General features: G+C 63.5%; 19 protein-coding genes. 14 read left to right on the forward strand and 5 right to left on the reverse strand.

Annotated features, from left to right (window positions below; genetic code table 11):
* Positions 1–100 precede the first annotated feature (100 nt).
* Genes G542_RS16530 through G542_RS16535 form a run of 3 tightly spaced genes read left to right on the forward strand, consistent with a single transcriptional unit; the run spans position 101 to position 5,925 of the window.
* Complete coding sequence (locus G542_RS16530) at positions 101–1,336, forward strand: efflux RND transporter periplasmic adaptor subunit (RefSeq protein ID WP_051190005.1); 1,236 nt, start codon at positions 101–103, stop codon at positions 1,334–1,336.
* Between the two features lie 12 nt (positions 1,337–1,348).
* On the forward strand, positions 1,349–4,519 hold the full coding sequence (locus tag G542_RS0109995; protein WP_027824022.1) for an efflux RND transporter permease subunit: 3,171 nt from the start codon (positions 1,349–1,351) through the stop codon (positions 4,517–4,519).
* Complete coding sequence (locus tag G542_RS16535) at positions 4,516–5,925, forward strand: efflux transporter outer membrane subunit (protein ID WP_034985507.1); 1,410 nt, start codon at positions 4,516–4,518, stop codon at positions 5,923–5,925. Before G542_RS0109995 ends, G542_RS16535 begins: the two co-directional genes overlap by 4 nt.
* Before the next feature lie 46 nt (positions 5,926–5,971).
* Here the strand turns inward: G542_RS16535 and G542_RS0110005 are convergent, their stop codons facing one another.
* On the reverse strand, positions 5,972–6,457 hold the full coding sequence (locus tag G542_RS0110005) for a YajQ family cyclic di-GMP-binding protein (RefSeq protein WP_012696899.1): 486 nt from the start codon (positions 6,455–6,457) through the stop codon (positions 5,972–5,974).
* A 233-nt stretch (positions 6,458–6,690) separates the two neighbouring features.
* Between G542_RS0110005 and nfrB the strand changes: the two genes are divergently transcribed.
* Genes nfrB through G542_RS16550 form a run of 5 tightly spaced genes read left to right on the forward strand, consistent with a single transcriptional unit; the run spans position 6,691 to position 14,455 of the window.
* Positions 6,691–8,895: a cyclic di-3',5'-guanylate-activated glycosyltransferase NfrB gene (gene nfrB / locus G542_RS0110010; protein ID WP_027824023.1), complete on the forward strand. Its 2,205-nt coding sequence runs from the start codon at positions 6,691–6,693 to the stop codon at positions 8,893–8,895.
* Positions 8,892–9,989 carry a non-hydrolyzing UDP-N-acetylglucosamine 2-epimerase gene (gene wecB, locus G542_RS16540; protein WP_034985511.1) on the forward strand — a complete coding sequence of 366 codons (1,098 nt, stop codon included), beginning with the start codon at positions 8,892–8,894 and terminating at the stop codon, positions 9,987–9,989. Before nfrB ends, wecB begins: the two co-directional genes overlap by 4 nt.
* Positions 9,989–13,006, forward strand: coding sequence for an NfrA family protein (locus tag G542_RS0110020; protein ID WP_027824024.1), 3,018 nt, complete (start codon positions 9,989–9,991; stop codon positions 13,004–13,006). The genes wecB and G542_RS0110020 overlap by 1 nt, the downstream gene beginning before the upstream one ends.
* Positions 13,006–13,896 carry a DUF4434 family protein gene (locus G542_RS16545; RefSeq protein WP_012696895.1) on the forward strand — a complete coding sequence of 297 codons (891 nt, stop codon included), beginning with the start codon at positions 13,006–13,008 and terminating at the stop codon, positions 13,894–13,896. The genes G542_RS0110020 and G542_RS16545 overlap by 1 nt, the downstream gene beginning before the upstream one ends.
* Positions 13,897–13,918: 22 nt before the next feature.
* Positions 13,919–14,455: a hypothetical protein gene (locus G542_RS16550; protein ID WP_012696894.1), complete on the forward strand. Its 537-nt coding sequence runs from the start codon at positions 13,919–13,921 to the stop codon at positions 14,453–14,455.
* Between the two features lie 50 nt (positions 14,456–14,505).
* Here G542_RS16550 and G542_RS16555 read toward each other — a convergent pair whose 3' ends face one another.
* Genes G542_RS16555 through G542_RS0110050 form a run of 4 tightly spaced genes read right to left on the reverse strand, consistent with a single transcriptional unit; the run spans position 14,506 to position 17,724 of the window.
* Positions 14,506–15,093 (reverse strand): thermonuclease family protein, encoded by a 588-nt coding sequence (locus tag G542_RS16555; protein WP_012696893.1) that lies wholly within the window; start codon positions 15,091–15,093, stop codon positions 14,506–14,508.
* Positions 15,094–15,150: 57 nt separating this feature from the next.
* Positions 15,151–15,717, reverse strand: coding sequence for a cob(I)yrinic acid a,c-diamide adenosyltransferase (locus tag G542_RS0110040; RefSeq protein ID WP_012696892.1), 567 nt, complete (start codon positions 15,715–15,717; stop codon positions 15,151–15,153).
* A gap of 20 nt (positions 15,718–15,737) precedes the next feature.
* Positions 15,738–16,160: a DNA polymerase III subunit chi gene (locus G542_RS0110045; RefSeq protein ID WP_012696891.1), complete on the reverse strand. Its 423-nt coding sequence runs from the start codon at positions 16,158–16,160 to the stop codon at positions 15,738–15,740.
* Positions 16,147–17,724, reverse strand: coding sequence for a leucyl aminopeptidase (locus G542_RS0110050; RefSeq protein ID WP_012696890.1), 1,578 nt, complete (start codon positions 17,722–17,724; stop codon positions 16,147–16,149). The genes G542_RS0110045 and G542_RS0110050 overlap by 14 nt, the downstream gene beginning before the upstream one ends.
* 196 nt (positions 17,725–17,920) lie before the next feature.
* On the opposite strand from G542_RS0110050, the gene lptF reads away from it, so the two are divergent.
* The 6 genes from lptF (at position 17,921) to G542_RS0110080 (ending at position 26,884) form a co-directional block, all read left to right on the forward strand.
* The gene (lptF, locus tag G542_RS0110055; RefSeq protein WP_012696889.1) at positions 17,921–19,012 is read left to right on the forward strand and encodes an LPS export ABC transporter permease LptF; all 1,092 of its coding nucleotides are present in this window, start codon (positions 17,921–17,923) and stop codon (positions 19,010–19,012) included.
* A complete protein-coding gene (lptG, locus tag G542_RS0110060) occupies positions 19,009–20,082 on the forward strand; it encodes an LPS export ABC transporter permease LptG (RefSeq protein ID WP_012696888.1) in 1,074 nt (357 codons plus the stop codon). The genes lptF and lptG overlap by 4 nt, the downstream gene beginning before the upstream one ends.
* A 4-nt stretch (positions 20,083–20,086) precedes the next feature.
* Complete coding sequence (locus tag G542_RS0110065) at positions 20,087–22,657, forward strand: [protein-PII] uridylyltransferase (protein ID WP_034985513.1); 2,571 nt, start codon at positions 20,087–20,089, stop codon at positions 22,655–22,657.
* 379 nt (positions 22,658–23,036) lie between these two features.
* Positions 23,037–24,821, forward strand: a complete 1,785-nt coding sequence (locus G542_RS0110070; RefSeq protein WP_027824027.1) for an ABCB family ABC transporter ATP-binding protein/permease — start codon at positions 23,037–23,039, stop codon at positions 24,819–24,821.
* 5 nt (positions 24,822–24,826) lie between these two features.
* Complete coding sequence (locus G542_RS16560; protein WP_051190008.1) at positions 24,827–25,348, forward strand: c-type cytochrome; 522 nt, start codon at positions 24,827–24,829, stop codon at positions 25,346–25,348.
* Positions 25,349–25,744: 396 nt separating this feature from the next.
* The gene (locus G542_RS0110080; RefSeq protein WP_012696883.1) at positions 25,745–26,884 is read left to right on the forward strand and encodes a FapB/FapC family functional amyloid domain-containing protein; all 1,140 of its coding nucleotides are present in this window, start codon (positions 25,745–25,747) and stop codon (positions 26,882–26,884) included.
* The last annotated feature ends 2 nt before the right edge of the window (positions 26,885–26,886 follow it).

Raw genomic sequence — 26,886 nt, forward strand, 5'->3', positions numbered from 1 at the left:
TAGCTTGGAGCAACAGCCGCATTGCACCTGCATGCCCGTACGGGCAAGCCAGGATTGCGGCCGATCCTTCTGGTATTTGCCGTTCTGCTGGAGCCTGGCCATGCACCGACCGCCTGCCGCCCGATGGTCACCTGTCGTCCCGTCCTGTGTCCTGACCGCCCTGCTGCTGGCAGGCTGCAACAAGCCGGCCGAAACGCCGGCCGTGCCGCCACAGGTGGTCAAGGCCATGACGGTGACCCGCCAGGACGTGCCGATTGATTTTCCCTTCGTGGCCACGACCGAGAGTTCGCAGAATGTCGAAATCAACGCCCGCGTCACGGGTTACCTGGAGCGCAAGACCTACGACGAAGGCGGCACGGTCAAAAAAGGCCAGACGCTCTTCGTGCTGGACCAGAAACCGTTCCTTGCCTCACTCGAGTCAGCCCGCGCCCAGCTGGCCAACAGCCGGGCCGCGCTGGAAACCGCCCGGCTGAACCTGCGCCGCTACCAGGCACTGGCACCGCGCGGGGCTGCCTCGCAGTCCGATCTCGACAATGCCACCGGCAGTTACCAGCAGGCCCAGGCCTCGGTGAAGGCGGCCGAAGCCAGCGTGCAGCAGGCCGAACTCAACCTCGGCTACACCGTGATCACTTCGCCGGTCGACGGCGTGGCCGGACTGGCGATCCCGGCCATCGGCACCTACATCGGCAGCAGCAACAGCAACCTTACGACAGTAGCCACGCTGAATCCGATGTGGATCAAGTTCAGCGTGTCGGAAGGCCAGGTCCAGGCCCAGCAACAGGCCGTACGCTCGGGCAGCCTGCTCACGCCGGCCGACGGACGCTACCAGGTGGAAATCCTGCGCAGCACCGGCGAGCCTTACGATCTGGAAGGGGTGGTCACGACGGCCTCGCCGTTTTACGACAATGCCACCGGCACGTTTGTCGTCCGGGCCACGGTCAACAACAGCAAGGGGATGCTGCGGCCGAACCAGTACGTCAACATCCGCCTGAAGGGCGCGGTACGCCCCGGCAGCATTGTCCTGCCGCAACGCGCCGTCCAGCAGGGACCGGGCAGCCAGTATGTGTGGGTGGTCGGCAAGGACAACACCGCCGAATACCGCCCGGTCACGGTGGGGCCGTGGCAGAACCTCGGCTGGCTGATCCAGAACGGCCTCGAGCCGGGCGAAAAGGTGGTGGTGGAAGGGCTGACCGCCCTGCGTCCCGGTGCACCGATGAAAGTCAGCCAGCTCTCGCCGGCCGAACTCGCAGCCCTGCTGGGCGAACCTGCTCCGGCGGCTCCGGCCACACCCGCAGCGGCACCTGCGGCAAAACTCCCCCCCGGTACCCGGCCCTGACGGAGAGCGCTCATGTTCTCGCTTTCGCGATTCTTCATCGAGCGGCCGGTCTTTGCCGCCGTACTGTCGATCATCATCGCCATACTCGGCCTGCTGGGGCTTTACAGCCTGCCGGTCCAGCAATACCCGAACATCGCCCCGGTGCAGATCACGGTGTCCGCCAGCTACCCGGGGGCCGATGCCCAGACGGCCTCACAGTCGGTGGCCGCTCCGATCGAGCAGCAGATCATCGGGGTGGACAACCTGCTCTACCTGACGTCCAGCAGCTCCTCCAGCGGCAACATCAGCATCCAGGCCTACTTCAAGCAGGATGCCGACCCTGACATTGCCCAGGTGCAGGTACAGAACCGCGTCAGTCTCGCCACGCCACAGCTGCCGTCCGTGGTGAACCAGTACGGCGTGACCGTCAACAAGCGTTCGTCCAGCATCCTGATGGTGGTGAACTTCTACGATCCCAGCGGCAAGATGAGCGCGCTGGACCTGAGCAACTACGTCACCATGAACGTGCTGGACACCATCAAGCGCATTCCCGGTGCCGGCCAGGCCTCGCAGTTCGGCTCGTCCAACCAGGCCATCCGCATCTGGATGGACCCGCGCAAGATGGCGTCGCTGGGCGTTACCACTACTGACATCAAGAACGCCATCGCCAGCCAGAACGCCCTGGTCGGCGCCGGCCAGATCGGGCAGGAGCCCAGCAACAACCAGGTCGAGCTGACCATTCCGGTGGTGGCGGCCGGTGCCTTTGCCGATCCTCGCGTCTACGAAAACATGGTGATCCGCGCAGCCCAGGGCAACAACGCCCTGGTGCAGGTCAAGGATGTCGCCCGGGTCGAACTGGGCCAGCAGAATTACCAGGGGCAGAATTTCGTCAACGGCAAGCCGGCCTCGACCGTGGCGGTGTATCTGCAAGCCGGTGCCAACAGCCTCGAGGTGGCCGACCAGGTGCGGGCCACGCTGAAAACGCTGAAGGCCGGTTTTCCGCCCGGCATGGACTATCTGGTGGCACTGGATACCACCACCTACGTGCGCGATTCGATCAGCGAAGTGACCAAGACCCTGATCGAGGCCTTGGCACTGGTGCTGGTCATCATGTACCTGTTCCTGCAAAACCTGCGCGCCACCTTCATTGCCACCATTGCCATCGGCGTATCGTTGCTGGGTTCGTTCATCGGGCTGGCGCTGCTGGGGTTTTCTGTCAACCTGCTCACCCTTTTTGGTCTGGTGCTGGCCATCGGCCTAGTGGTGGACGACGCCATCGTCGTCATCGAAAACGTCGAGCGGGTCATGCACGACAATCCGGACATGCCGGTACGCGAAGCCGCCATCGAATCGATGCGCGAAGTGTCCAGCGCAGTATTCGGCATGACGCTGGTGCTGTCGTCGGTGTTCATCCCGGCACTGTTCATGAGCGGCACTACCGGCGAACTCTACAAACAGTTTGCCGCCACCATTGCCGGCGGGGTGATCGTGTCCGGCATCACGGCACTGACCCTGACGCCCACCCTGTGCGCCATGCTGCTCAAACGCAGCGAGCCGCACACGCGCGGCCCGTTTGCGTGGTTCAACAACTGGTTTGCCAGGCTGACCCGCGGCTACGGCCGGCTGTCGCACCTGGTGATCCGGCGCTCGCTGGTGTCCGTACTGTTCCTTGGCGTGATGCTGCTGGGCGTATGGCAACTCTTCCGCATCGTGCCGACCAGCTTTGTGCCGCAGGAAGACCAGGGCTATCTCTTTGCCGCGCTGATGCTGCCCGAATCTTCCAGCATGCCCCGCACCATCAAGGCAGCCGATCAGCTCGACCGCATCATCCGGCGCAACCAGGCGGTGGAGGCCAACACCATCATTGACGGCTTCAGCCTGCTGGACGGCCAGAACAAGAGCAGCGTGGCCACGGCCTTCATCAACCTGAAACCCTCGGGCGAGCGTACCAAACCCGGCGAATCAGCCTTTGCCGTGCTGGAAGACATTGCCCGCCAGACCCATGCCTTTACCGCCGGCATGGTGATTCCGCTGATTCCGCCCCCGATTCCCGGCATCGGCACCCAGGCCGGCTTTGACATGTGGGTGCAAAGCCGTGGTACCGATTCACCGGCACAGATCCAGCAGAACGTGCAGAAATTCATTGCGGCTGCCAGCAAGGAACCGGCCATCGGCACCTTGCGGACCAGCTTCAACGCCAACACGCTGCAACTGAAGGTCGACATCGACCGGGTGAAGGCCAACCTGATCGGAGCCGACATTTCCGACGTGCTGGGCACCTTGCAGGCGCAGCTGGGCTCGCTGCGGGTCAGCCAGTTCAACCAGTACAGCCGTGTCTGGGATGTCACCATCCAGTCCGAGTCTGACTACCGCCAGCGCCCGGAGGACATCGGCCTGCTCTACACCCGCACGGCCCAGGGCAACATGGTGCCGCTGTCTTCGGTGGTCAACAGCAGCTTTTCCAGCGGCCCGACCGTGATGTCGCAATACAACGGTGTGCCGGCGGCCAATGTCACCGGCACACCGGCCAGCGGCTACAGCTCGGGCGAGGCCATTGCGGCGCTGGAGCGGGTGGCAACCGACGTGCTGCCTGCCAGCTACAGCTACGGCTGGGCCGGCCTGACCTATACCGAGGTCAGTTCCGGCAATGATTCGGTCTTCATCTTCGGACTGGGCCTGCTGATGGTGTTCCTGATCCTGGCCGTGCTGTTCGAGTCGTGGACCCTGCCGACCGCCGTGCTGGCCGCCGTGCCGTTCGGACTGCTGGGTGCCCTGCTCGCCACCTGGCTGCGCGGTCTGGACAACGACGTCTACATGCAGATCGGCCTGCTGGTGCTGGTCGGGCTGGCAGCCAAGAACGCCATCCTGATCGTCGAATTTGCCGTGCAGCTGCACAAGGACGGCAAATCCCTGCTCGAAGCGGCGGTGGATGCCGGCGAGCTGCGCCTGCGCGCCATCATCATGACTTCGCTGGCCTTCATCTTCGGCACCCTGCCCCTGGCGCTGGCCACCGGCAGCGGTGCCAATGCCCGACACTCGATCGGTACCGGCATCGTGGGCGGCATGATCGTACTGTCGTCGCTCGCCCTGCTGTTCGTGCCCATGTTTTTCTACCACTTTGAACGCTGGCGCGAAGGCAGGCAAAAACCGCAGGCTGCGGCCGGCGAACCACCGGCCGGTGACGACGAGGAAGACCGATCATGAAAGCGGTGCTGACAACGACCTGCCTTGCCCTGCTGCTGGCCGGCTGTGCCGTCGGGCCGGATTACCGGCGACCGGCGGTGGATGTTCCCTCCGGATTCCGCTTCCAGCAGCCGGATGCCTCTGACGCCGCGCTGGACACCGAGTGGTGGAAGGACTTCGGCGATCCGGTACTGGACGGTTATGTCAGCGAAGCGCTGGAGCACAACCGCAATCTGGCCATTGCCGTTGCCAACGTCGATGCTGCGGCCGCCCAGCTGACCATTGCCCGGGCATCCCTGTTCCCCACGCTGGATTACCAGGCCAGTGCAAGCCGGGGGCGCAACAGCAGCCAGCAGCTCCTGCCAGGCAGCCAGGCCGGCAACAGCTTCGAGCTGCTGGGCAGCACCAGCTGGCAGATCGACCTGTGGGGTGCACTGCGACGCCAGACCGAAGCGGCACAGGCCCTGCTGAAGGCCAGCGAACAGGCGCGGCGCGGCGTTCGGCTGTCGGTGGTGAGTTCGACCGTACAGGGCTACCTGCAATTGCGGGGGCTGGACCAGCAGCTTGCAATCGCCAGGCGGACGGCCAACAGCTACGCCGACACCGTCAAGCTGTTCGAGCTGCAATACCAGTACGGGGCCATTGCCCGCATCACGCTGGAACAGGTCCGCAGCCAGTACCAGTCAGCGCTGGCCAGCATTCCGCCGATCGAGGCCTCGATCGTGCAGACCGAAAACGCCCTCTCCCTGCTGCTGGGGCGCAACCCTGGCCCGGTCGTGCGCGGCAAGCCGCTGGCGGAACTCCGGCTGCCGCCGGTTCCCGGCGCGCTGCCCTCCAGCCTGCTGACCCGGCGGCCGGACATCCTGGAGGCCGAAGCCAGGCTCGTGTCGGCCAATGCCAAAATCGGCGTGGCCCGGGCCCAGTATTTCCCGCAACTGACCCTGAATGCCGGCATTGGCAGCCTGGCCACCCGCACCGGCAGCCTGCTGACCGCAGGGGCCGGCATCTGGAGCGTGGCCGGCGCGCTGGCCGGTTCGGTTTTCTCGGGTGGTGCCACCGTCGGCGCAGTCAGAAGTGCCGAGGCCTCGACCCGCGCAGCCGAGCAGACCTATCTGCAAACCATCCAGCAGGCCTTTGCAGACGTCGAAAACGCCCTGTCCGGCTGGCAGACCTCGTCGCAACGCCTGAAATCCCTTGAAGACCTGCAAGCCAGCAGCCGTGAATATGCGGACCTGGCCATGCTGCAATACCAGGGAGGTATCGCCAACTACCTGACCGTGCTTGATGCCCGGCGCCAGCTGTATTCCGCCGAAATCGACGCAGCTTCGGCCCGCACCGGCTATCTGAGCAATGCCGTGGCGGTGTATCTGGCACTGGGTGGCGACTGGGGTACTGCCACGCAGCCCCAGCCCCGGCCGACACCATGAAAAAGCGCCGGCACAGGCCGGCGCCGGCTTTGCCGCAAGAATGCGCTCACTCGCGGAAATTGTTGAACTGCAAGGGGAAATCCGTAATTTCCTTGCGCACCATGGCAATGGTTTCCTGCAACACGTCACGCTTGGCACCCGACACCCGCACGGCGTCCCCCTGGATCGAGGCCTGCACCTTGAGCTTGCTGTCCTTGATCAGGCGCACGAGCTTTTTGGCCAGATCGGTTTCCACGCCCACCTTCACGGTGATGGCCTGCTTGACCTTGTTGCCGCTGACCTTTTCCACCTTGGCGTAATCAAGGCAGCGTACGTCCACGTCGCGTTTGGCCAGCTTGCCCAGCAGGACATCCTTGACCTGGTCCAGCTGAAAGTCACTGTCGGCATAGGCCGTCATGATCTTGTCGGCCAGTTCGACCCGCGCATCGCTGCCCTTGAAGTCGTAGCGGTTGGTGATTTCCTTGTTGCTCTGGTCCAGTGCGTTTTTGACTTCGACCAGATTCACTTCCGACACGATGTCGAACGACGGCATAACTCTTCTCCTGATTCCGTCTCCCCGCAGGGAGAAAATTCGTCACCCCGGCATTCTAGCGGATGTCGAAAAACTGCCTGGCACCATTCTGCTGCGTGCCGGTTGCATCAATTGCAGGCAATCACTAAACATGCATGCATATTCATGAATTTTGGCATTAGATAGCAGCATTTTAATGACTATATAACGCATGCTCGTGCGCATTTTTCTTTATCCCCTGCTGAGTCCGTCACATGAGTCTGGTCGATGTCCTGGCAGTCTATCTGCTGGGGCTCAAATATCTGGTGCTGGTCATTGCCGTCCTGCTGCTGCTCTTCGGACTGGACGACCTGTTCATCGACGCCGTGTTCTGGCTGCGTCGCGGCTGGCGCCGGCTGACGGTCTACCGCCGGCAGGAGCGGGCACGCCCTCCCCTGCTGTACCGCCAGGACGAGCAGCCGCTGGCCATCATGGTGCCGGCCTGGCAGGAAGCCGACGTGATCGCGCACATGGCCGATCTGGCGGCGCGAACGCTGGATTACGAGAACTATCACATTTTCATCGGCACCTACCCCAACGACGCCGCCACGCAGGAACAGGTGGACTGGGTGTGCGCCCGTCATCCCAACGTGCACAAGGTGGTATGCGCCCTGCCCGGCCCCACCAGCAAGGCAGACTGCCTCAACAACATCGTCAGCAGCATCCTGGCATTTGAAGGACGTGCCCGGATCCGCTTTGCCGGCTTCATCCTGCACGATTCGGAAGACGTGATCTCGCCGCTGGAGCTACGCCTATTCAACCATCTGGTCGCACGCAAGGACCTGATCCAGCTGCCGGTCTACCCCTTGCCTGGCCACTGGTACCAGTTCACCCGCTCGCACTACCTCGACGAATTTGCCGAAACCCACGGCAAGGACGTGATCGTGCGCGAGGCGCTGATCGGACAGGTACCCAGTGCCGGCGTCGGTACCTGCTTCAGCCGCCGGGCCATCCAGCTATTGCAGGAAGAAGGCGATGGCGTGGTGTTCGACACCAAAAGCCTGACCGAGGATTACGACATCGGCTTCCGGCTGGCAGCACACGGCCTGCACGGTGTGTTCGTGCGCTTTGAAGACCTGCCTGCTGCCATGCAGGGCCATGACGGGCATTCCGTGCGCAACGCCCAGATCGGCGTGCGCGAGTATTTTCCCGACCGCCTGTCGCTTGCTGTCCGGCAAAAAGCCCGCTGGGTGGTCGGTATCGTGTTTCAGGGCATGAAGAACCTGCGCTGGAGCCGGCGTCCGCTGGTGAACTATTTCCTGTGGCGCGACCGGCGGGGCGCACTGACCAACCTGGTCAGCTTTGCTGCTTTCGCAGTGCTGCTCCAACTGGCCGGCATGCAGCTGGTGTATCTGGCGTGGCCGGATACCTGGCATTTTCCGGCCCTGATCGCGACTGGCTCGCTGCTGTGGTACCTGCTCTTGGTCAACGGGCTGCTGTTCCTGCTGCGCATGGGCAGTCGCGGCTATTTCGTCTGGCACAGCTACGGGCCCGTGCAGGCCCTGCTGTCCGTCCCGCGCACGGTCTGGGGCATGCTGATCAACTTTCTGGCCCAGATCCGGGCCATGCGCCAGATACTCGCCATCGGCAACGTCAACCGGGTGGCATGGGACAAGACCCGGCACGACTTTCCCGGCGTGGACGATGCCAACCGCGGCCCCCCGCTGGGCGAACGGCTGCTGGCCGCCGGCGCCCTGTCGCGCGACACACTGACAGCAGCCCTGGAGGCCGCACCGGCACAGCACATGCGGCTGGGTTACTACCTGGTCCGCCAGGGGCTGGTATCGCCCATGTCCCTGGCCACCGCGCTGGCCGGGCAGGCCGGCGTCACCAGCCGCGATGTGGATGCCTGGCAGCTCCCGCCCGGACTGATCGGCCAGTTGCCGGCCCGCTTTGCTCTCAAGTACGCCGTCCTGCCAGTGGAAGAATCAGCAGACAGCCTGCTGCTGGCACGCGAAAGCCCGATGCCCCCCGTTTTGCTGGCGGCCCTGTCCCGCCGGCTAGGACGACCGCTGGCCTACTGCATCTGCCCGCCAGGGCAGGTCACCGTGGGCCTGCGCCACTGGTATGCCCGGCACCGGAATGGCGCGGACCCGCGGGTACGGCTGTCCGAAGCGATCGAGCGTGGCGACGTACGGCCGGAACAGGCCGGAAAGCTGTGGCAGCAGTATGTTTCGCGCCAGTCGGTACTCGGGGATTTCCTGCTGCGCTTCAACCTGATCGAAGCTGCCGTACTCAATCAGGCACTTATCGCCTATGAAAAAAGTGACCTTCCCTTCGGTCGCTTTCTGGTCGAGGCAGGGGTACTCGATCAGGCCGGGCTGGACCAGGCGCTGGCCCTGCAACGGGCCGAGCAGATCGATATCGACAGCCTGCTCGACCAGGGAGATGCCTTGACGTCTGCAGGAACGCCACGATGAAGCAGCTTCTGATCCTTACCGGCACCCGCCCGGAAATCATCAAGATGGCTCCGGTCTACCGGGAGCTTTCCACCTTGCCGGACCTGAATGTCGCCTGGTGCCACAGCGGCCAGCACGACATCATCGCCGCCCAGACGTTCGACTTTTTCGGCATCACGCCGGACATCGTGCTGACCCGCCCGGCCGGGCACGCACTGGCAGACCTGCTGGCCGGACTGCTGCAAGGATGCGATGCCGTTCTGGCCGGGCAGGACTGGGACATGGTGCTGGTCCACGGCGATACCAGCACCACCCTGGCCGGGGCGCTGGCAGCGTTTTACCGGCATGTCCCGGTTGGCCATGTTGAAGCCGGCCTGCGCTCCGGCCATCCCGGCGAGCCTTTTCCAGAAGAGAGCAACCGCCGGCTGGTAGCCGGAGTGGCCAGCCGCCATTACGCCCCCACGCCGCGGGCGCTGGCCAACCTGCGGGCCGAACGCATTACCCCCGGCACCATCCGGCTGACCGGCAATACTATCGTCGATGCCCAGCAGGCGCTGGCCCGCCATTACGGCATCCGCCGCGCCCCGGCCCGCACGCCCCGGTTGCTGGTCACCGCCCACCGGCGCGAAAACTGGCCGTATCTGGCCAACATCTGCGAAGCCCTGCTGGCACTGTGCCGCCATTACCCCATGCTGGAAGCCGTTTTTCCGCTGCATCCCAATCCGCTGGTACGCCAGATTGTCCACCCGCTGCTCGACCACGAGCCCCGCATCAGCCTCACGGCACCGCTGGACTACATCGCCTTGCAGCAGGAACTGGCACAGGCCACGCTGGTCCTGACCGACTCCGGCGGCATCCAGGAAGAAGCCGCCGGTTTCCGTGTCCCCTGCCTCGTGTTGCGCGACACGACCGAACGCCCGGAAGCCATCGAGGCCGGCATGGCCGATCTGGTCGGGGTCGACCCGGCACGCATCCTCGCCGCCGCCCGGGCCTGGATCGAAGGCGAACGCCGGATCGACCCCGGCTCGGCCAATCCGTTTGGCGATGGCCGGGCCGCCCGCCGCATCCGCCAGGACGTGGCCGACTTCCTGGACCTGCCGGACAAGGCCCCGTGATGCTGCGCCTCATGCTGCTTGCCGGCCTCGGCGCGGCGGCCACCGCGCAGGCGGCTCAGCCGGCTCCGGCAACCAGTGATTTTTTTGCCGGAGAATCCTTGGGCGAGCTGACCCGCTACCGGGTCTACCCGCTGGTTGACCGCGCCCTGCGCGACAACGCCGCCGGACGTTACGCCTCGGCCAGCGCCTTGCTGCAACAAGCCCTGAACATTGCCCCCGACAGCCAGGCCATCCGGCTGGCGCTGGCCCGCACCTTGATGCTGCAAGGCCGGTTCGGGCAGGTTGAAACCATACTGAAGCCGCTGGATGCCCGCTCCTCGTCCGTAGCCGGCCTGTTGCTGGAAAGCCGGCTCAAGCGCCTGGCCGGGCATCCGCTACCTTCTCCCCAGACCGTGCATGACTGGCTGGCCTCCAGCCCTGCGGCCCTGCAACCTCGCTATGCCGAGGCCGTACTTGATGCCCTGGCACGGCAGGATCTCTCCGCCGACGCCGGACGCTATCTGGCCCCGTGGCTGAAGGAACTGGCACAACACGACCCCGCAACGGCCCGGCAGATGCAGGCCCGGCTGGCGCAAGGCCGGCAGGACTGGCCTGCCGCCATCGCCCAGTGGCAGGCACTGGCGCAGCAGCGCCCGCTGACACCGGCCGAAACACTGGATTACGGCTACGCCTTGCTGGCCGCCGGCGAAGCCGAAACGGCAGCCAGACTGCTGACACCGGAAACGCTTGCCACTCCGCGTGGCCGGACACTGGCACAGGACATTGCCGCCCGCGCCAGCGCCCTTGGCCAACCGGCGCTGGCCAGCCGGACGCTGGAAATGCTGGACCAGGTCGAACCGCTGGCTCCGGCGCAACTCGGGCAGGGGCTGGAAAACGCGCTGGCCAGCCACGACATGGCGCGCGCGCGCCAGTTGGCCGGGCGGCTGGCAACCCGGGCCGACGCAGCACAACTGCCGCTGCTGCTGGAAGCATGGGCCCGGCTCGACGACTGGCCGGCCTTGCGTGCCTTTCAGGCTCCGACCCCGCAGCTGGTGGCCCGCCAGCAGGCACTGCTGCTGGAACACGCACTGCACGAACGGCAGTTTGATGCCGTGTTGGAGCAGGTGCCCGCCAGTACTCCACCAGCCAGCCCAGCATTTGCTGCCCGCCTGCAGGCACTGCAAGCCACGGGCCAGCGCGAAGCCGCGGCCCGGGGCTGGCTGGCCCGCTACCAGGCTGCCCGCACCCCGCAGGCGCTGGAGCAGGCCAGTTTCCTGCTGGCCGAAACCGGCAACAGCCAGACCGCAGCCCGTCTGCTGCAATCTGCCCTGCCTTTTGATTCCCGGCGCGATGTGCTCACCACCCGCTTGCTCACGCTTTACCAGGCAGAACCGGTGCTCGCCTCTGCGGCTGATCTTGACATGCTTGGCCGGCAGCCCCTGTCACCAAGCCAGCGCATTGCACTGGCCGAACTCTGGCGCCTGCGCAACGATTGCGAGGCCGCAGAATCCGTGCTGGCACCCGTATCCCCGCTGCCGGCCCGCGCCGCCCTCGTGCTCGGCCACTGCCAGGCTCCCCGCCATCCCGGCATCGCCATCAGCTATTTTGAAGCGGCCCGCGCAACCGATCCGCAGGCGGCAAACCGGGCCCTGGCGGAGCTGTACGCCCGCACCGGAGATGCCGCACTGGCCGTGGCAGCCTGGCAGGCATTGCCGCCGGACACCCTGACTGCCAGTGACCGCCTGAGTGCTGCACGCAGCGCACTCGCGGCCGGCGATCCGGCCCTCGCCGATGGCTGGTGGCAGGCGGCCGGTCTTTCGCAACAGGCCGGCTGGTACGCCACCGGCGCCGCCATTGCCGAGGCGCAAGGCCGCTTGCCGCTGGCACAGGAACGCTGGCAACAGGCCCGGATGCTGGCCCCGCAGGATGCGGCGGATGCCTATGCCGCAGGCGAGCTGGCCAGAAAGATGCAGCAACCCCAGGCTGCCAGGCAGGCCTTGGCCGATGCGGTCCGGCTGGCACCGGACAATCCGGCATACCGGGCAGCGCTGGGCTTTGCGCTGGCAGAAACTGATCCGGCCCTCGCCGCAGCCAATCTGGCGGCCGCAAAGCTGCCCGGTGCCAGTGCCTTTCCGGTGGACGAAGCGCTGACTTATCTTTACGCCCGCCTCGGCGACAACCGGGAAGCCCTGCTGGCACAGCACCGGGCCCTGGAGCTGGCACCCGATTATCTTGCCTTGCAACCCGCCGATGAAGCCGCCGCGCGCGAGTATGCCCTGCGCACCGTACGCAGCGACCTGGAACGCCGCTGGAGCCTCGGCATCAATGGCTGGATCGGCAGCCAGGCCGCACCGGGCGAGTGGATTGCCGGTACGCCCAACCCTGCCGGATCACCCAAAAACTCGCTGGAAATCAACGGTGAATGGCGACTGGGCGAGCAACCGCTCGACAACAACCGCTTTACCGCCATCACGGCCCGGCTGATTGCCGAGGGCAGCAGCGGCGACCCCTTGCCCGGACAGTCACGCTGGCTGGGCATCGGCCTGCGTACCAAGCCATTGAGCGGGCAGAATCTTTACCTGTCGGTGGAACGGTTGTGGCAGGTGGCCGGGGCCGGCAAGGAAAACGACTGGCTGGTCCGCGCGTCGGCCAGTTTTCTTGACCAGGGACGCTGGCGGCCTGAGTGGCACGCCGAAGGTCCGGGCTGGTGGCAGCAAAGCCTTTATCTGGATGCTGCCCGCTGGCTGGTCAACGACCATTACACCCTGCTGGCACGCTATACCCTCGGCTACAACCACAAACTGTCGCAAACCAGCGCGCAGGTAGTGCAGCCCTATGCCCTGCTCCAGGCGCAAAAGACTGATGCCGGCCGGGATACCCGCGCAGGCCTGGGCCTTGCCTGGCGCGGTTTTTTCGCCGCCGATCACGACCACTCCTACCGGCAACAGCAACAGCTGAAACTGGAATGGCAGACCGTGCTGGACTCGACGCTGGCGCACGGCAACGGCTGGTTTCTGCGGTACGAGGGCAGCTGGTAATGCTCAGACTCATATGGATGATCCTGGCCGTCTGGCTGCTGGCCCCGCCGGTACAGGCACGACCGGCCATCGTGTTCTACCAGCCGCAAAACCGCGATGCCCGGCTTGCCGACAGCGACTGGCAAACCCTGTTCCGGACTGTCCGCCAGGCGGGATTCGACACCTTGCTGGTGCAGTGGACCCGCTGGGGAGAAGAGGATTTTGGCGGCCGCGACGGCTGGCTGGCCCGGGCTGTGGAACAGGCCCGCGATGCCGGACTGGCCATCAACCTCGGCCTGTACGCCGACCCGCAGTTTTTCCGGTGGATACAACAGGATGGTACGGAGTTTGACATCGAGCTGGCCCGTTACGCCCGCGAGACACTGGCAACGGCCCGCGCGTGGTCTGCGTCCGGTGCCGTGCAAGCCTGGTATCTGCCGGCCGAACTGGATGACCTGCACTGGCAGCAGGCCGGCAAGCGGGCCCGGCTGATGGCGACCCTGAGTGCAATCCGCTCAGGATTGCCGGCGACTCTGCACCCGGCAGGCATCAGTGCCTTTTTCACCGGGCAAAGCTCACCGGCCCAGCTGCAACGCTGGTATGGCGAGTTGCAGCAGCAGGGCTGGCAAGTCTGGGTGCAGGATGGAGCAGGCACCCGCGCCCTGCCTGCCGCACAGCGCAAAAGCTATCTTGATGCCCTGTTTGCCTGCCCGCAGCGGGCCGGCACACCCGCCCTGGTGCTCGAAGCCTTTCGCCAGACCAGTGCCGCCGATGCCCCGTTTGCGGCCATTCCGGCTTCACCGGCACAATGGCAGGCCCAGACCCGCGAAACCCGGTCCCTGTGTCCGTCGGCAACGGGCGTGTTTTCATTGCGCTACCTGCCCCAGGCCAGCGGCTACCTGCAACCCTGAACCCGATACGGAGGACACCTGCATGCCGGCTTGTCACCGTTTGCAAACCATGAGCCTGTACGGCCTGTTTCTGGCCCTGCTGACGGTCAGCAGTCCGCTACTGCTGGCTGCACCACAGGCCGCGCCACATATCGAAAACGTGACGATCACTCCCGGTGGACCGGCCTTGCATCTGCACGGCACGCTCAAGGGCTATGCTTATGCCGATTACCTGCTGTGTGCCCGGCAAGGCCAGCAGATGACCGTCAGCCTGCGTGCCAGCAACAGCTCGACATACTTCAATGTCTTGCCTCCCGGCGAACAGGAGGCATTATTCAACGGATCGGTCAGTGGCGACCGCTTTCACGGCTTGTTGCCTCAGGACGGTGTTTATACGGTCCGGGTTTACCTGATGCGCAATGCGGCCCGCCGCAATGCCGTCACCCGCTACCGGCTGGCACTGGAGTTGACGGAGATCGCTGTCCGTCAACCCGGTCAGAAAGACATGGCACCAGAGTCATGCCCGCAAACGGTACTGCCCGTTTTGCCGGACGGCCTGCCATCCCGGAATGCCCGGTAAAAACCGGCTGGCAATGTCCGGGCCCGGCAGCTGCCCGCAACATGATGCCATCACTCTTCCACCATCCAGCCCGGACGGTTGGTTGCACGGCGAAAATCCCACGGCGGCTGCGGCCTGGCATCCGCCCACAAGCCCAGATGACGTTCGCGGGCAGCGGCTTCCGCCGCTGCATAGCGCTGAAAATCCCCGGCAGGCTGCAAACGGGCAAACTGGCGGTAATGCCAGGCAAAGCCGGCAGCCACCATCAGGAAATCGACATCCACACCGTTCATGCGTACCCGGCCGACAATCCGGCCATAACGGTCATGATCGATGACCTCTACATCCACGGACTGGCGGAACAGTTTTCCGGCCAGCAGCTCCCGCGCCTTTTGTCCGTATGGCTGGCGCCGTTCGGGAGCATCGATGAAAGCCAGACGCACCCTGACCGGCTCCCGCCGACCGTCCAGCACCGTGATGGTGTCTCCGTCACTGACACCAATCACGGTTGCAGAAAAACGGGCAGCCTCACCCGGCTGGGCCCACCACGCACCGATGACCGCCAGCCCCACCAGCATCAGGGCAGCCAGTTTGCGGGCTGGCGATGACCTGCCGGCCAGTATGCGAAAGCACCGCAAGAGCACAGTATTTATTCTCATGACATGACCGACAGGCAAAAAATGTGCCGCATGTAGCGGCACGACAAATAACCGGTTTCAGCCCGGCTGCACGCCGGCATCACGCCCGGGCGTCCACAGCACGTCCGGACGCCCGGACCGGTGATTCAGGTAACGGGCCAGCACAAACAGCATGTCGGACAGACGGTTAAGATAAGCCAGTGCCTGTGCCGATACCGCCTCATGCCCGCCCAGCGCCACGACCGCACGTTCGGCCCGCCTGGCCACTGCGCGCACCACATGCGCCAGGGCTGCCGCACGGCTGCCCCCCGGCAGGATGAACTCTTTCAAGGGGGCAAGTTCGGCATTCATCAGGCGGGTCATCTCTTCCAGCCGCAGGATGTGTGCGTCCACAATGGCAACGTATCCCGGCACTGCCAGCTCACCGCCCAGATCGAACAGATCATGCTGCACCCCGGCCAGCCAGCCGGCTACGTCATCAGGCAAAGGCTCGACCAGCAGGACGCCCAGCTGGCTGTTGAGTTCGTCCACTTCGCCGATGGCATGGATGCGGGCGCTGTCCTTGGCGACCCGGCTGCCGTCACCGAGGCCGGTGGTTCCGGCATCTCCGGTGCGGGTGGTGATCTTGCTCAGGCGATATCCCATTCTGTCTCTCTGCAAGCGGGCTATTTGCCCGTCATGTCGTGGTAAACCGTATCCAGCCCGGCACGTTTGTAGGCCCGGGCCACCTCACGGGCGCGATCCAGCTGACCGGCATCCTCGCCGACAATCTCCAGGATGCGCGGCCACGCCGGGAAACCGGCCGGCTCTCCCAGGGAAAGGTTCAGCAGCACGCCGGTTGGCGGCACCTCCGGCAGGGAGGTGGCCAGCAAGACCGGCGTTTCTGCAGCCAGCGGATCGTCCAGCCGCACATGCGGCACAAAACCTTGCGCCGGCACCGACCACAACCGGGTATCGAATGCCCCCAGTGCAGCCTCGTCGGCAAACAGGACCGTCAGCCGCTCCCCCTTGCCGATCACCGTGCGGGTGAGCTTGCAGGCAAAGGAAAGCGGATCGGCGACGTGGTGGTAAAAATCAACCCGCGTCATCTTCGGCAACCGGCGGTTGATCGGCAAGCTCTTGCCGCGGACGCCCACGCCGCACGATCTTGCCGGTGGCAAGGTCTGCCCGGTCACGCAGGAATTGCGCCAGGAGCGGCACCGGGCGGCCGGTGGCTCCCTTGTCCTTGCCTGATTTCCATGCCGTGCCGGCGATGTCCAGATGCGCCCAGTCGTAGGTTTTGGTGAAGCGCGACAGGAAGCAGGCGGCCGTTACGCTGCCGGCCGGCCGGCCACCGATGTTGGCAAGATCGGCAAACGGGCTCTTGAGCTGTTCCTGATAGTCGTCCCACAGCGGCATGTGCCATGCACGGTCACCTACTTCGTCACCGGCGGCGAGCAGCTCCCTGGCCAGTCCGTCCTGGTTGGCAAAGAGGCCGGTAGCGACATGCCCGAGGGCGATGATGCAGGCACCGGTCAGCGTGGCGACATCCACCACCGCCTGCGGCTCCAGACGCTCGGCGTAGGTCAGGGCATCGCAGAGGATCAGCCGGCCTTCGGCATCAGTGTTGAGGATTTCGATGGTCTTGCCGGACAGGCTGGTGACAATGTCACCCGGCTTCACGGCCCGGCCGGACGGCATGTTTTCGCAGGTCGGGATGAGTGCGACGACATCCAGTGCCAGCTTCATCTTGACTGCGGCCACGAAGGCGCCCAGCACGGTAGCCGCCCCCATCATGTCGTACTTCATCTCGTCCATGGCTTCGCCCGGTTTGAGCGAAATGCCGCCGGAATCGAAAGTGATGCCCTTGCCGACCAGCACGACCGGCTTGCTGCCGGCGGTGCCGCCGCGATAACGCAGGACGATGAAGCGCGGAGCCTCGTCGCTGCCCTTGGCCACGGCCAGAAATGCACCCATGCCGATCTCGGCAATGGCCGCCTGATCCAGCACTTCGCACTCGGCTCCCACGGCGGCGGCCTGCTCACGCGCGGTGATGGCCAGATGCTCGGGCGTGCAGACATTGCCCGGCAGGTTGCCAAGGTCTTTAGCGAGTTTTACGCCATCGGCAATCGCCAGACCCAGCGCCAGGCCGCGCTCACCCTCGGCCAGGTCGCTGCGGCGCGGAACGGACAGCGTCAGCTTGCGCAATTCACGGCTGGGTGCTTCGTCGGCCTTTTTGGTCTTGAAGCGTTCGAACTTGTACAGGGTATCAAGCGTGACCACGGCAGCCTGCTCGATCATCCATTCGACATCATGTTTTTTCAGCGTCAGCTCGGTGATGTAGCTGACCGCCTCGACCGCAGCGGTCTGGGCCAGTGCCCGCACCGAAGAGCGGATGGCTTCGCGGTATTCCTTTTCCTTGAACTCGCGCTCGCGGCCGAGCCCGACCAGCATGACGCGGTCACACAGGGTATGCGGCACGCTGTGCAGCACCAGCGTGCTGCCGAGCTTGCCGTCCATGTCCCCGCGCTTGAGCACGTCGGACAAAAAGCCGTCCGAGATGCGGTCCAGCAGGTCGGCAGCCAGCGTCAGCTTGCGTCCTTCGTAAATCCCCACGATCACGCAGGCTACGCGCTGCTTCTCCGGGCTACCGCTTTTTATGCTAAATTCCATTATCTATCTCCTGTCAGGCAGATTCGGGCTTCGTCCCGGATTCAGGTGAAAACCCTGATGAATAAGCGCTCCGGAGAGACTCCGGCATTGCATGCAGACTAGCCGATAGAAAAGATATTTTCAAAATCAAAGCATTTTCTCAAATCAATTTCGATTATCTCTGCCGTTTTCGCAAAATGTCAAAAAGGCATCTGTCATGATTTTTTACCGCAGCGTGATCCGCGAGCTCACTGCGGTTGCCTTCGCCGTTTTCAGTGTCCTGCTGGCCATCATGGTGGTCACCCAGGTCGTCAAGCTTTTTGACAAGGCGGCCTCGGGTGCCCTGCCGGCAGATGCCATCGTGGCACTGATTGCCTTCTCGACACTCGGCTATTTCGGCACCCTGCTGTCCATCACCCTGTTCATTTCGGTCATCGTGGTCCTCACCCGCATCTGGCGCGATCACGAGATGGCCGTCTGGCTGACATCCGGCCTGTCACCCAACCGCTGGATCCGGCCCGTGCTGGCCTTTGCCGTGCCGCTGACGCTGCTGATTGCCACGGTCAGCCTGTTCCTCGGACCGTGGGCCGCGCGCAAGGGCAGCGAATACACCGACATCCTGCGCCAGCAGGATGAAATCAGCGCCGTGGCGCCGGGGGTGTTCAAGGAATCCCGTGACGGCAGCAAGGTCTACTTTGTCGAGAACTATTCCGGCGAAGCCGGTTCGGCAACCAACCTTTTTGTCCGCAGCATCGAAAACGGCAAGACCAGTCTGGTGTTTGCCCGTGAAGGCATTGTCAGGACCGAGCCCAACGGCGAGCGCTATCTCTATCTCACCGATGGACGACGCTATGAAGGCGAAGCCGGTGCCGCCGACTGGAAAGTCGTCGAGTTCCGCAAGTACAAGGTCAAGATCAACCAGAACATCCGCACTACGGTTGATACCCGCACCAAGTCGGTGCCGAGCAGCATGCTGTGGCTGGCCAATACGCCGGATGCCCGTGCCGAACTCGCCTGGCGGGTGTCCCTGCCGATTGCCTCGCTGATCCTGGCACTGCTGGCCATTCCGCTTTCCTACTACAACCCGCGCAGTGGCCAGACCTTCAACCTGCTGATCGCCATTTTCGTATACCAGCTGTACTACAACCTCATGGGCGTGGTGCAGAGCTGGATCAGCAAGGGCGAGCTCTCGGTCTGGTCGATGGTCTGGCTGCACCTGACCATGCTCGGCCTCTTCGTCTTGCTGATGGTCATGCGGCGCAAACCGCTCAAGGTGTGGTGGCAGGCCCTGACCGGAGGCTCGCGATGAAAATCCTGACCCGTTACATCGGTGGCAACGTGATCGCTGCCAGCATTTTCGGCCTGCTGGCGCTGTTGTCCCTGTTTGCCTTTTTTGACGTCCTCAGCGAGCTGACCGATATCGGCCGGGGCGGCTATTCGTTCTCCGACGTTCTGGTGGTGGTGGCTCTCAAGCTGCCGCGCCATGCTTTCGAGCTGATGCCGCTGGCCGTACTGATCGGCACCATGGTGGCCATGAGCCTGCTGGCCGGCAGCTCGGAATACGCAGTCATGCGCACGTCCGGCATGTCGCTGGGACAAGTGGCCCGCATCCTGGCCGGCATCGGTGCCCTGTTTGCCGTACTGACCTTCGTGACCGGCGAATTTGCCGCGCCATGGGCCGAGCAGGCCAGCGAACGCACCAAGCTGCAGTCCACCGGCGCGGTCATCTCCGGTGACTTCCGCTCCGGCGCGTGGATCAAGGATGACAACCACTTCATCAACGTGCGCGAAATGCTGCCCGACAACACCCTGCTGGGCATCAACATCTATACCTACGACAAGAATGACCGGCTGACCGACGTGCGTTACGCCCGCCGCGCCATTTACCAGCCGGACGGCAGCTGGCAACTGGAAGACATCAAGGAAACCCGCATCGAGGCCAACCGCACCATTGCCAGAGACCTGCCGAGCCAGCGCTGGGAATCCATCCTGCAACCGGAACTGCTGTCGACCCTGCTGGTCGAACCGGAGCGCATGTCGGTCGCTGACCTCGGGCGCTATATCGAGCATCTGGCCACCAACCGCCAGAACACCCTGCGCTATGAAATCGCCTTGTGGGGCAAGCTGTTCTATCCCCTCGCCTGCCTGACCATGGCCCTGGTGGCGCTGGCATTCACGCCGGTCAACCAGCGGCAGTCCAATCTGGGTTCACGCATTTTCGTCGGCATCCTGATCGGGCTGGCGTTTTACTTCATCAACCGGCTGTTCGGCCATCTGGGCCTCCTGTATGGCTGGTCGCCTCCGCTGGTGACCCTGTTGCCTACGCTGATTTTCCTGGCCGTGGGCACCTGGTTCCTCGTCAGGCAAGAAAGGCGCTGACACCATGCTTGCTCCTGCTTCCCTGACTGTCGCCGACTGGCGCGATGAACTCTCCTCCCGCCGGCAGGCCTTGTGGCAGACCTTTGAAGCAGAACGCGAGCCCTTTTCGGTACTGTCGGCCCATTGCCGTCTGGTTGACGAAATGCTGGCCCGCATGTGGCAGGCCCACGGACTCGACAGCGAAGCAGCCATCATCGCGGTAGGCGGGTTTGGCCGCGGCGAACTCTATCCGCATTCAGATGTCGACCTGCTGATCCTGCTGGAAACCGATCCGGCCCCGGAACTGGCCGTCCGCATCGAGGAAATCATCGGACATTTCTGGGACATCGGCCTGGAAGTCGGCCACAGCGTACGCACCATCGGGCAGTGCGTTGAGGAAGCCGATCTGGACGTAACAGTGGAAACCAACCTGCTGGAAGACCGGCTGATCTGCGGCCCTGCCAGCCTGCACCAGCAGCTCAACAGCACGCTGGCGGCCCGCCGGAATCCGGAAGGTTTTTTTGAAGCCAAACTGCTGGAACAGCAGCAGCGCCACAACAAGTTTTTCGGCGTTGCCAACAATCTGGAACCCAACATCAAGGAGTGTCCGGGTGGTCTGCGCGACCTGCAAACCATCCTGTGGATCGGACATGCGTTGGGTCTGGGAGACGACTGGGACGCACTGGCCGGCCGGGCCATCCTCACCCGTGCTGAAAGCCGCCTGATCCGGCACGCCCAGCGCCAGCTGGCGCGGCTGCGGATTGACCTGCACCTGCTGGCCCGCCGCCGCGAAGACCGGCTGGTTTTCGACCTGCAACAGCGTGTGGCCGAATGCTGGGGACTGTCGGATACGGCCACCCGCCGTGCCAGCGAACAGCTGATGCAGATCTATTACCGCGCAGCCCGCACGGTCATCCAGCTCAACGGCATCCTGCTGCCGAACTTCCGTACCCGCCTGTATTCGCACAGCCCCTATCCCAACCTGCCGGTCAACGAGCGCTTCAAGGCGGTCAACGACATGCTGGCGCTGCGTGACCTTGACGAATTCAAGCGCAATCCCTCGGCCATTTTCGAGGCTTTCATCGTGCTGGCCCGCCATCCCGAGCTTTCGGGTTTTGCTCCGCGCACCCTGCGTGCGCTCTGGCATGCGCGCGGCCGCATCAATGACCGCTTCCGGCGCGACCCGGCCAACCACGAACTGTTCCTGACCCTGCTGCGCGAACCGGCCGGCGTCACCCGGGCCTTGCGGCGCATGAACCTTTACGGCGTGCTCGCCCGCTACATTCCGGCATTCGGCCGGATTACCGGCCAGATGCAGCACGACCTCTTCCACGTCTATACCGTGGACGAACACATCCTGATGGTGGTGCGCAACCTGCGCCGGTTTGCCGTGCCGGCCTTCAACCACGAATACCCGCTGATGAGCCAGATCATCGGCCGGATGGACAAGCCGGAACTCCTGTATCTGGCCGGACTCTTTCATGACATCGCCAAAGGCCGCGGCGGCGACCATTCGGTGCTGGGCACCCAGGATGCGCGACAGTTCTGCGAATCACACGGCCTGCCTCCGGCCGATGTCGAAGAGGTGGTCTGGCTGGTGCGACAGCACCTGACCATGTCGACCGTGGCGCAGAAAGAAGACATTTACGACCCGGAGGTGATTGCCCGATTTGCCCAGCAGGTCGGCACACCCGAGCGGCTGGCCGCACTTTACCTGCTGACAGTGGCCGACATCCGCGGCACCAGCCCCAAAGTCTGGAACGCCTGGAAAGGCAAACTGCTGGAGGACCTGTACCACGCCACACTGCACGTGCTGAGGCGTGACGGCATCGACACCCGCACACTCCTGAGCGAGCGCAAGCAGGAGGCGCAATCGCTGCTGCGGCTGGCAGCCGTACCGGAAGGCGTGGAAAACCGGTTGTGGAAACATCTAGATGATGTCTATTTCATGCGGCACGAACCGCAAGACATCGCTTGGCACGCCCGTGTGCTCAACCGGCTGGTCGACACCACCGAGCCGGTCGTCCGGGCACGCATGTCGAGAAGCCACGAAGGCATCAAGGTGCTGGTTTACCTGCCGGACCAGCCTGACCTCTTTGCCCGCATCTGCGCCTTTTTCGGACATACCAGTTACAGCATTGCCGACGCACGCATCTACACCACCCGCAACGGCTATGCCCTCGACACCTTCCATGTCTTCCTGCCCGAGCACCACGACGGCGAATACCGTGACATGATCAATTTTGTCGAGTTCGAGCTGGCCGCCGCCCTGATTCGTCATGATGCCATCTGCCCGCCACGCTCGGGCCGGATCGACCGGCACCTGAAATTCTTTCCGATCACCCCCCAGGTCAGCATCCGTCCGGACGACCGCGATGACTACTTCGTGCTGTCGATCGTCGCCGGCGACCGGCGCGGCCTGCTGGCCAATATCAGCTGCGTGCTGGCGCAATACCAGGTCACCGTGCATGCTGCCAAGATCATGACACTGGGCAGCCGGGTGGAAGACAGCTTTCTCCTGACCGGCCCGGCCCTCAAGGACAGCAAGACGGCCTTGCAGATCGAGGCCGAACTGATCGACGTGCTCCAGCTATAAACCTTTCAGGGATACCGGACCGCCGACACCTCAACGAATAGCGGGATCGCGCCGGCCTCGTGGCGTACATGATGGCATACGGGCTTTCTCCGGCCTGGCTCCGGTCCTGATGAACCGCCGTTTGCGCCAGCCACTGGCTCGTGTACGGATGGATGCCTCAAGAAAACACACAGTCCTGGTTGCTCAGCACATCGCGTTACCCGTACGACCAGCATCTGCAACCGGCAAAGCCTTCTGACATGGCCACGCCAGCGCCACCCCCGCCTCCAGCAACAGAATACCCATTCACCGCCCTTTCATGCCAATGCGCTCTTGAAAACGGTTCTCGTCTGAACGGGGTTTGCGCGATAATCGGCCATTGTCTTGCCATCTGACTGCCATGCGCTTCACCCACTCCGGCCCCGCGCCAACCAACCGCAACGATCTGCAAACCCTGAAAACGCTGGTTCCTTACCTGCTGGAATTCAAATGGCGGGTGGCGCTGGCCCTATCCTGCCTGGTTGCAGCCAAGCTTGCCAACGTCAGCGTGCCGGTTTTCCTCAAGGATGTCGTCGACCAGCTGAGCGGTCCGCATGCCATACTGGCCCTGCCCATGGGCCTGATTGCAGCTTATGGTCTGGCCCGGCTTTCCACCAGCGTCTTTGGAGAACTGCGCGACGCCATTTTTGCCAAGGTGACCCAGCGCGCCATCCGGCGCATCGCCATGCAGGTTTTTGCCCACCTGCAACGCCTGAGCCTGCGCTTTCACCTCGAGCGCCAGACCGGTGGCATGAGCCGTGACATCGAGCGCGGCACCAAAGGCATCGGCTTCCTGCTCAACTTCACCCTGTTCAACATCCTGCCAACCCTGCTGGAAATCGCACTGGTCGCCGGCATCCTGCTGTGGCGCTACGACTGGTATTTTGCCGTGGTTACCATCGGTACCATCGTCGCCTACATCACCTTCACCCTGACGGTGACAGAATGGCGCATGGTGTTCCGCCGCAGCATGAACGACCTCGACAGCAAGGCCAACAGCAAGGCCATCGATGCCCTGCTCAACTACGAAACCGTCAAATACTTCGGCAACGAGCGCTACGAGATCCAGCGCTACGACGGCAACCTGGCCTCGTGGGAAGACAGTGCCGTCAAGAACCAGACTTCGCTGAACTTCCTCAACGCAGGCCAGGGCGTGATCATCGCTGCCGGTGTCACCCTGCTGATGGGCCTAGCCGCCGATGGTGTAGTCAAAGGCACCATGTCAATCGGTGACCTGGTACTGGTCAACGCCTACCTGATCCAGCTGTATGCCCCGCTCAACTTCCTCGGCTTTGTCTACCGCGAAATCAAGCACTCGCTTGCCGACATGGAACGCATGTTCACCCTGCTGGATGTCGGGGAAGAAGTCGCTGACCGGCCGGATGCCGTCACGCTGGACAGCCGCTCGGTCGCCATCCGTTTCGAGCACGTGGATTTTGGCTACGACAGCAAACGGCAGATCCTGCACGACGTCAGCTTCGAGATTCCGGCCGGCCATACCGTGGCGGTAGTGGGCTCGTCGGGTGCCGGCAAGTCCACCCTCTCGCGCCTGCTGTTCCGGTTTTATGACGTCAACACTGGCCGGATCAGCCTCAACGGCCGCGACCTGCGCGACTATTCGCAAGCCAGCCTGCGGGCACACATCGGCATCGTGCCGCAGGATACCGTCCTCTTCAATGACAGCATTTACTACAACATCGCCTATGGCCGCCCGGACGCCAGCCGGGAAGAAGTCATCGAAGCCGCCCGCGCTGCCCGCATCCACGAGTTTGTCGAACGCCTGCCGGACGGATACGACACGCGGGTCGGCGAGCGCGGACTCAAGCTGTCCGGAGGGGAAAAGCAACGGGTGGCCATCGCCCGGACCCTGCTGAAAAACCCGCCGATCATGGTATTCGACGAAGCCACCAGCGCGCTCGATTCGGAAACCGAAAAAGGTATCCAGAGCGAGCTGACGGTCATTTCGCAGGACCGGACCACGCTGATCATTGCCCACCGCCTGTCCACGATCGTCGATGCCGACGAAATCGTGGTGATGGAGCAAGGCCACATCGTCGAACGTGGCAACTTCCGTTCCTTGCTGGAAGCCGACGGACGCTTTGCCGACATGTGGCGCCTGCAGCAGCAGGAAGAGGCCGCCTCCTGACAGGGATGCAGCTGACCCGCGGATTTGCGACAATTGCCAACCTTTTTGACTTTGTCATCTCCATGCGCTCCATTGCCTTTCGCCCGCTGCTCTTGTCCGTTGCCGTCCTCCTGTTGTCGGCCTGCTCGCCCTCCGCTCCACCCGACGAAGCCACCACGACCCGGGTCAAGGCATTCAAGACCATGCTGAACACCTTCGAGCCACTGGGATTGATGGTGCGTGACAAGCAGCCGTTTGACCCGGCTGAAGCCAAAGCACTGGCGACCCACCTGCAACAGGAAGCCCGCCTGCCGTTCGAGCATTTCGGCACACCGCCAAAGGGTCCGAGCAAGTCAAAACCGGAAATCTGGCAAAACCCGGCAGCCTTCGACAATGAGCGCGATCTCTTCTATCACCGCATCGATGCACTGGCACAAGCCGCTTCCCTGCCAGAAGCCTCGCCGGCGACCCTGAAACCGGATTTCGGCCGGGTAGCCGAAAGCTGCAAGAACTGCCACGACCGCTTCCGTCTGGAAACCGCCCGCTGATTTGACCTGACTGTCTCAGTCATAAAACACGCCCTGTACTCCTGATCTGCCCGCCGGGCAGGCCATGCAGACAGGGCGTCCTGTTTTGTCCAGCAGGATTACAGGACAAGCACCGACATTACATCGACATGACCGGTGATCCTCCCTACCCGGCCCGGCTGGCGTCGCATGCATGCGACAACCACGCCCTCTGCTCCTGCCGCTATAAAATTTTTTTCCTTTTTTTCAATAGCTTGAAAACATGGCCCGATCCCTGCAATAGCCGTACACCGCCAGGCAAACCAGCCAGGTGGCAAAGAAGCAGTTCCTTAAAGTCGGCCTACCGACTGCGGGCCCTCCGCACTGCCTGCCGGCCAGTTTCCGGCACTTTCAGCACCATGCACAGGAGAAGTCACCATGAAGCAAACCATCAAGCACACCCTGGTTTTCACCGCCCTCTTTGCCGCAGCCGGCGTTGCCCTGGCCGACGGGCCGAACAACCCGCCGCCGTCCTCCACCTCGCTGACCACCACCCTGACCGGCCAGAACAAGCTGTCGATCAGCAACACCACCCAGTACAACAACACCGATACCAGCAGCTACACCAACGATGACAACATCAAGCAGGACATTGACGTCAATTTCGTGTTCGATCAGAACGTCAGCAAGGGCACACTGGCTTCGGCCCATGACACGCAAAAACTGCTGAAATCGACTGTCGAAGTACCGGATCCGTCTGTTACCTCCGTCACCAACAGCGTCAAGGGCAACGTCGGCAACGTTGGCGTGAACGCCGCCACCGGCATCTTCAACCAGCAGGCCAACGACGTGGCGATGGCTGTCAACCAGAGCGGACATTCCTCCGACAAGCGAGAATCGGGAGGCGACGATCATCGCGGCGATACCGCAGCCGCTGCGGTCACCGGTTACGAGCAGCTGGTCGATGGCTTCAAGGTCAGCATCGGCACGCCTTATGCCAGCGATACCAATGCCGCGACTGTCAACGTGAACGACTCGGTCAAGAACAACGTCGGCAATGTGGGCGTGAATGCCACTGCCGGCATCGGTAACCAGCAGAAAAATGACCTAGCAATGGCCATCGACAGCAACGCCCGGCTGGCTTATGCCGATGCAGGCGGCGCACAGGTGGGACAGAACAACACCTACAGCATCATCGGCGGAAACAGCCAGCTGACCGGCGGCATGCCGTGGGCGACCGAGCAGACCGCTCCGTACATCGCCCTCAACAGCACGGCCAACATGAATGATTCGGTAAAGGACAACGTCGGCAACATTGCCGCCAACGTATCGGCCGGCATCGGCAACCAGCAGGCCAACGGTCTGGCGATCGCCAAGGCTGACAACGCCACGCTGGTGGTGGCTTCGGCCGGCGGCATGCAGGTACATTCCAACGATACCGTCTACGCTTGGCTGCCGCTGGTCAACAATGCCAGCCTGACCGACTCGGTGAAGGGCAACGTGGGTAATGTGGGTGTCAACCTGAGCGCCGGCATCGGCAACCAGCAAGTCAACAACGTGTCGCTGGCGGTCCGCTGATC

The sequence above is a fragment of the Laribacter hongkongensis DSM 14985 genome, assembly GCF_000423285.1.
GTDB lineage: Bacteria > Pseudomonadota > Gammaproteobacteria > Burkholderiales > Aquaspirillaceae > Laribacter > Laribacter hongkongensis.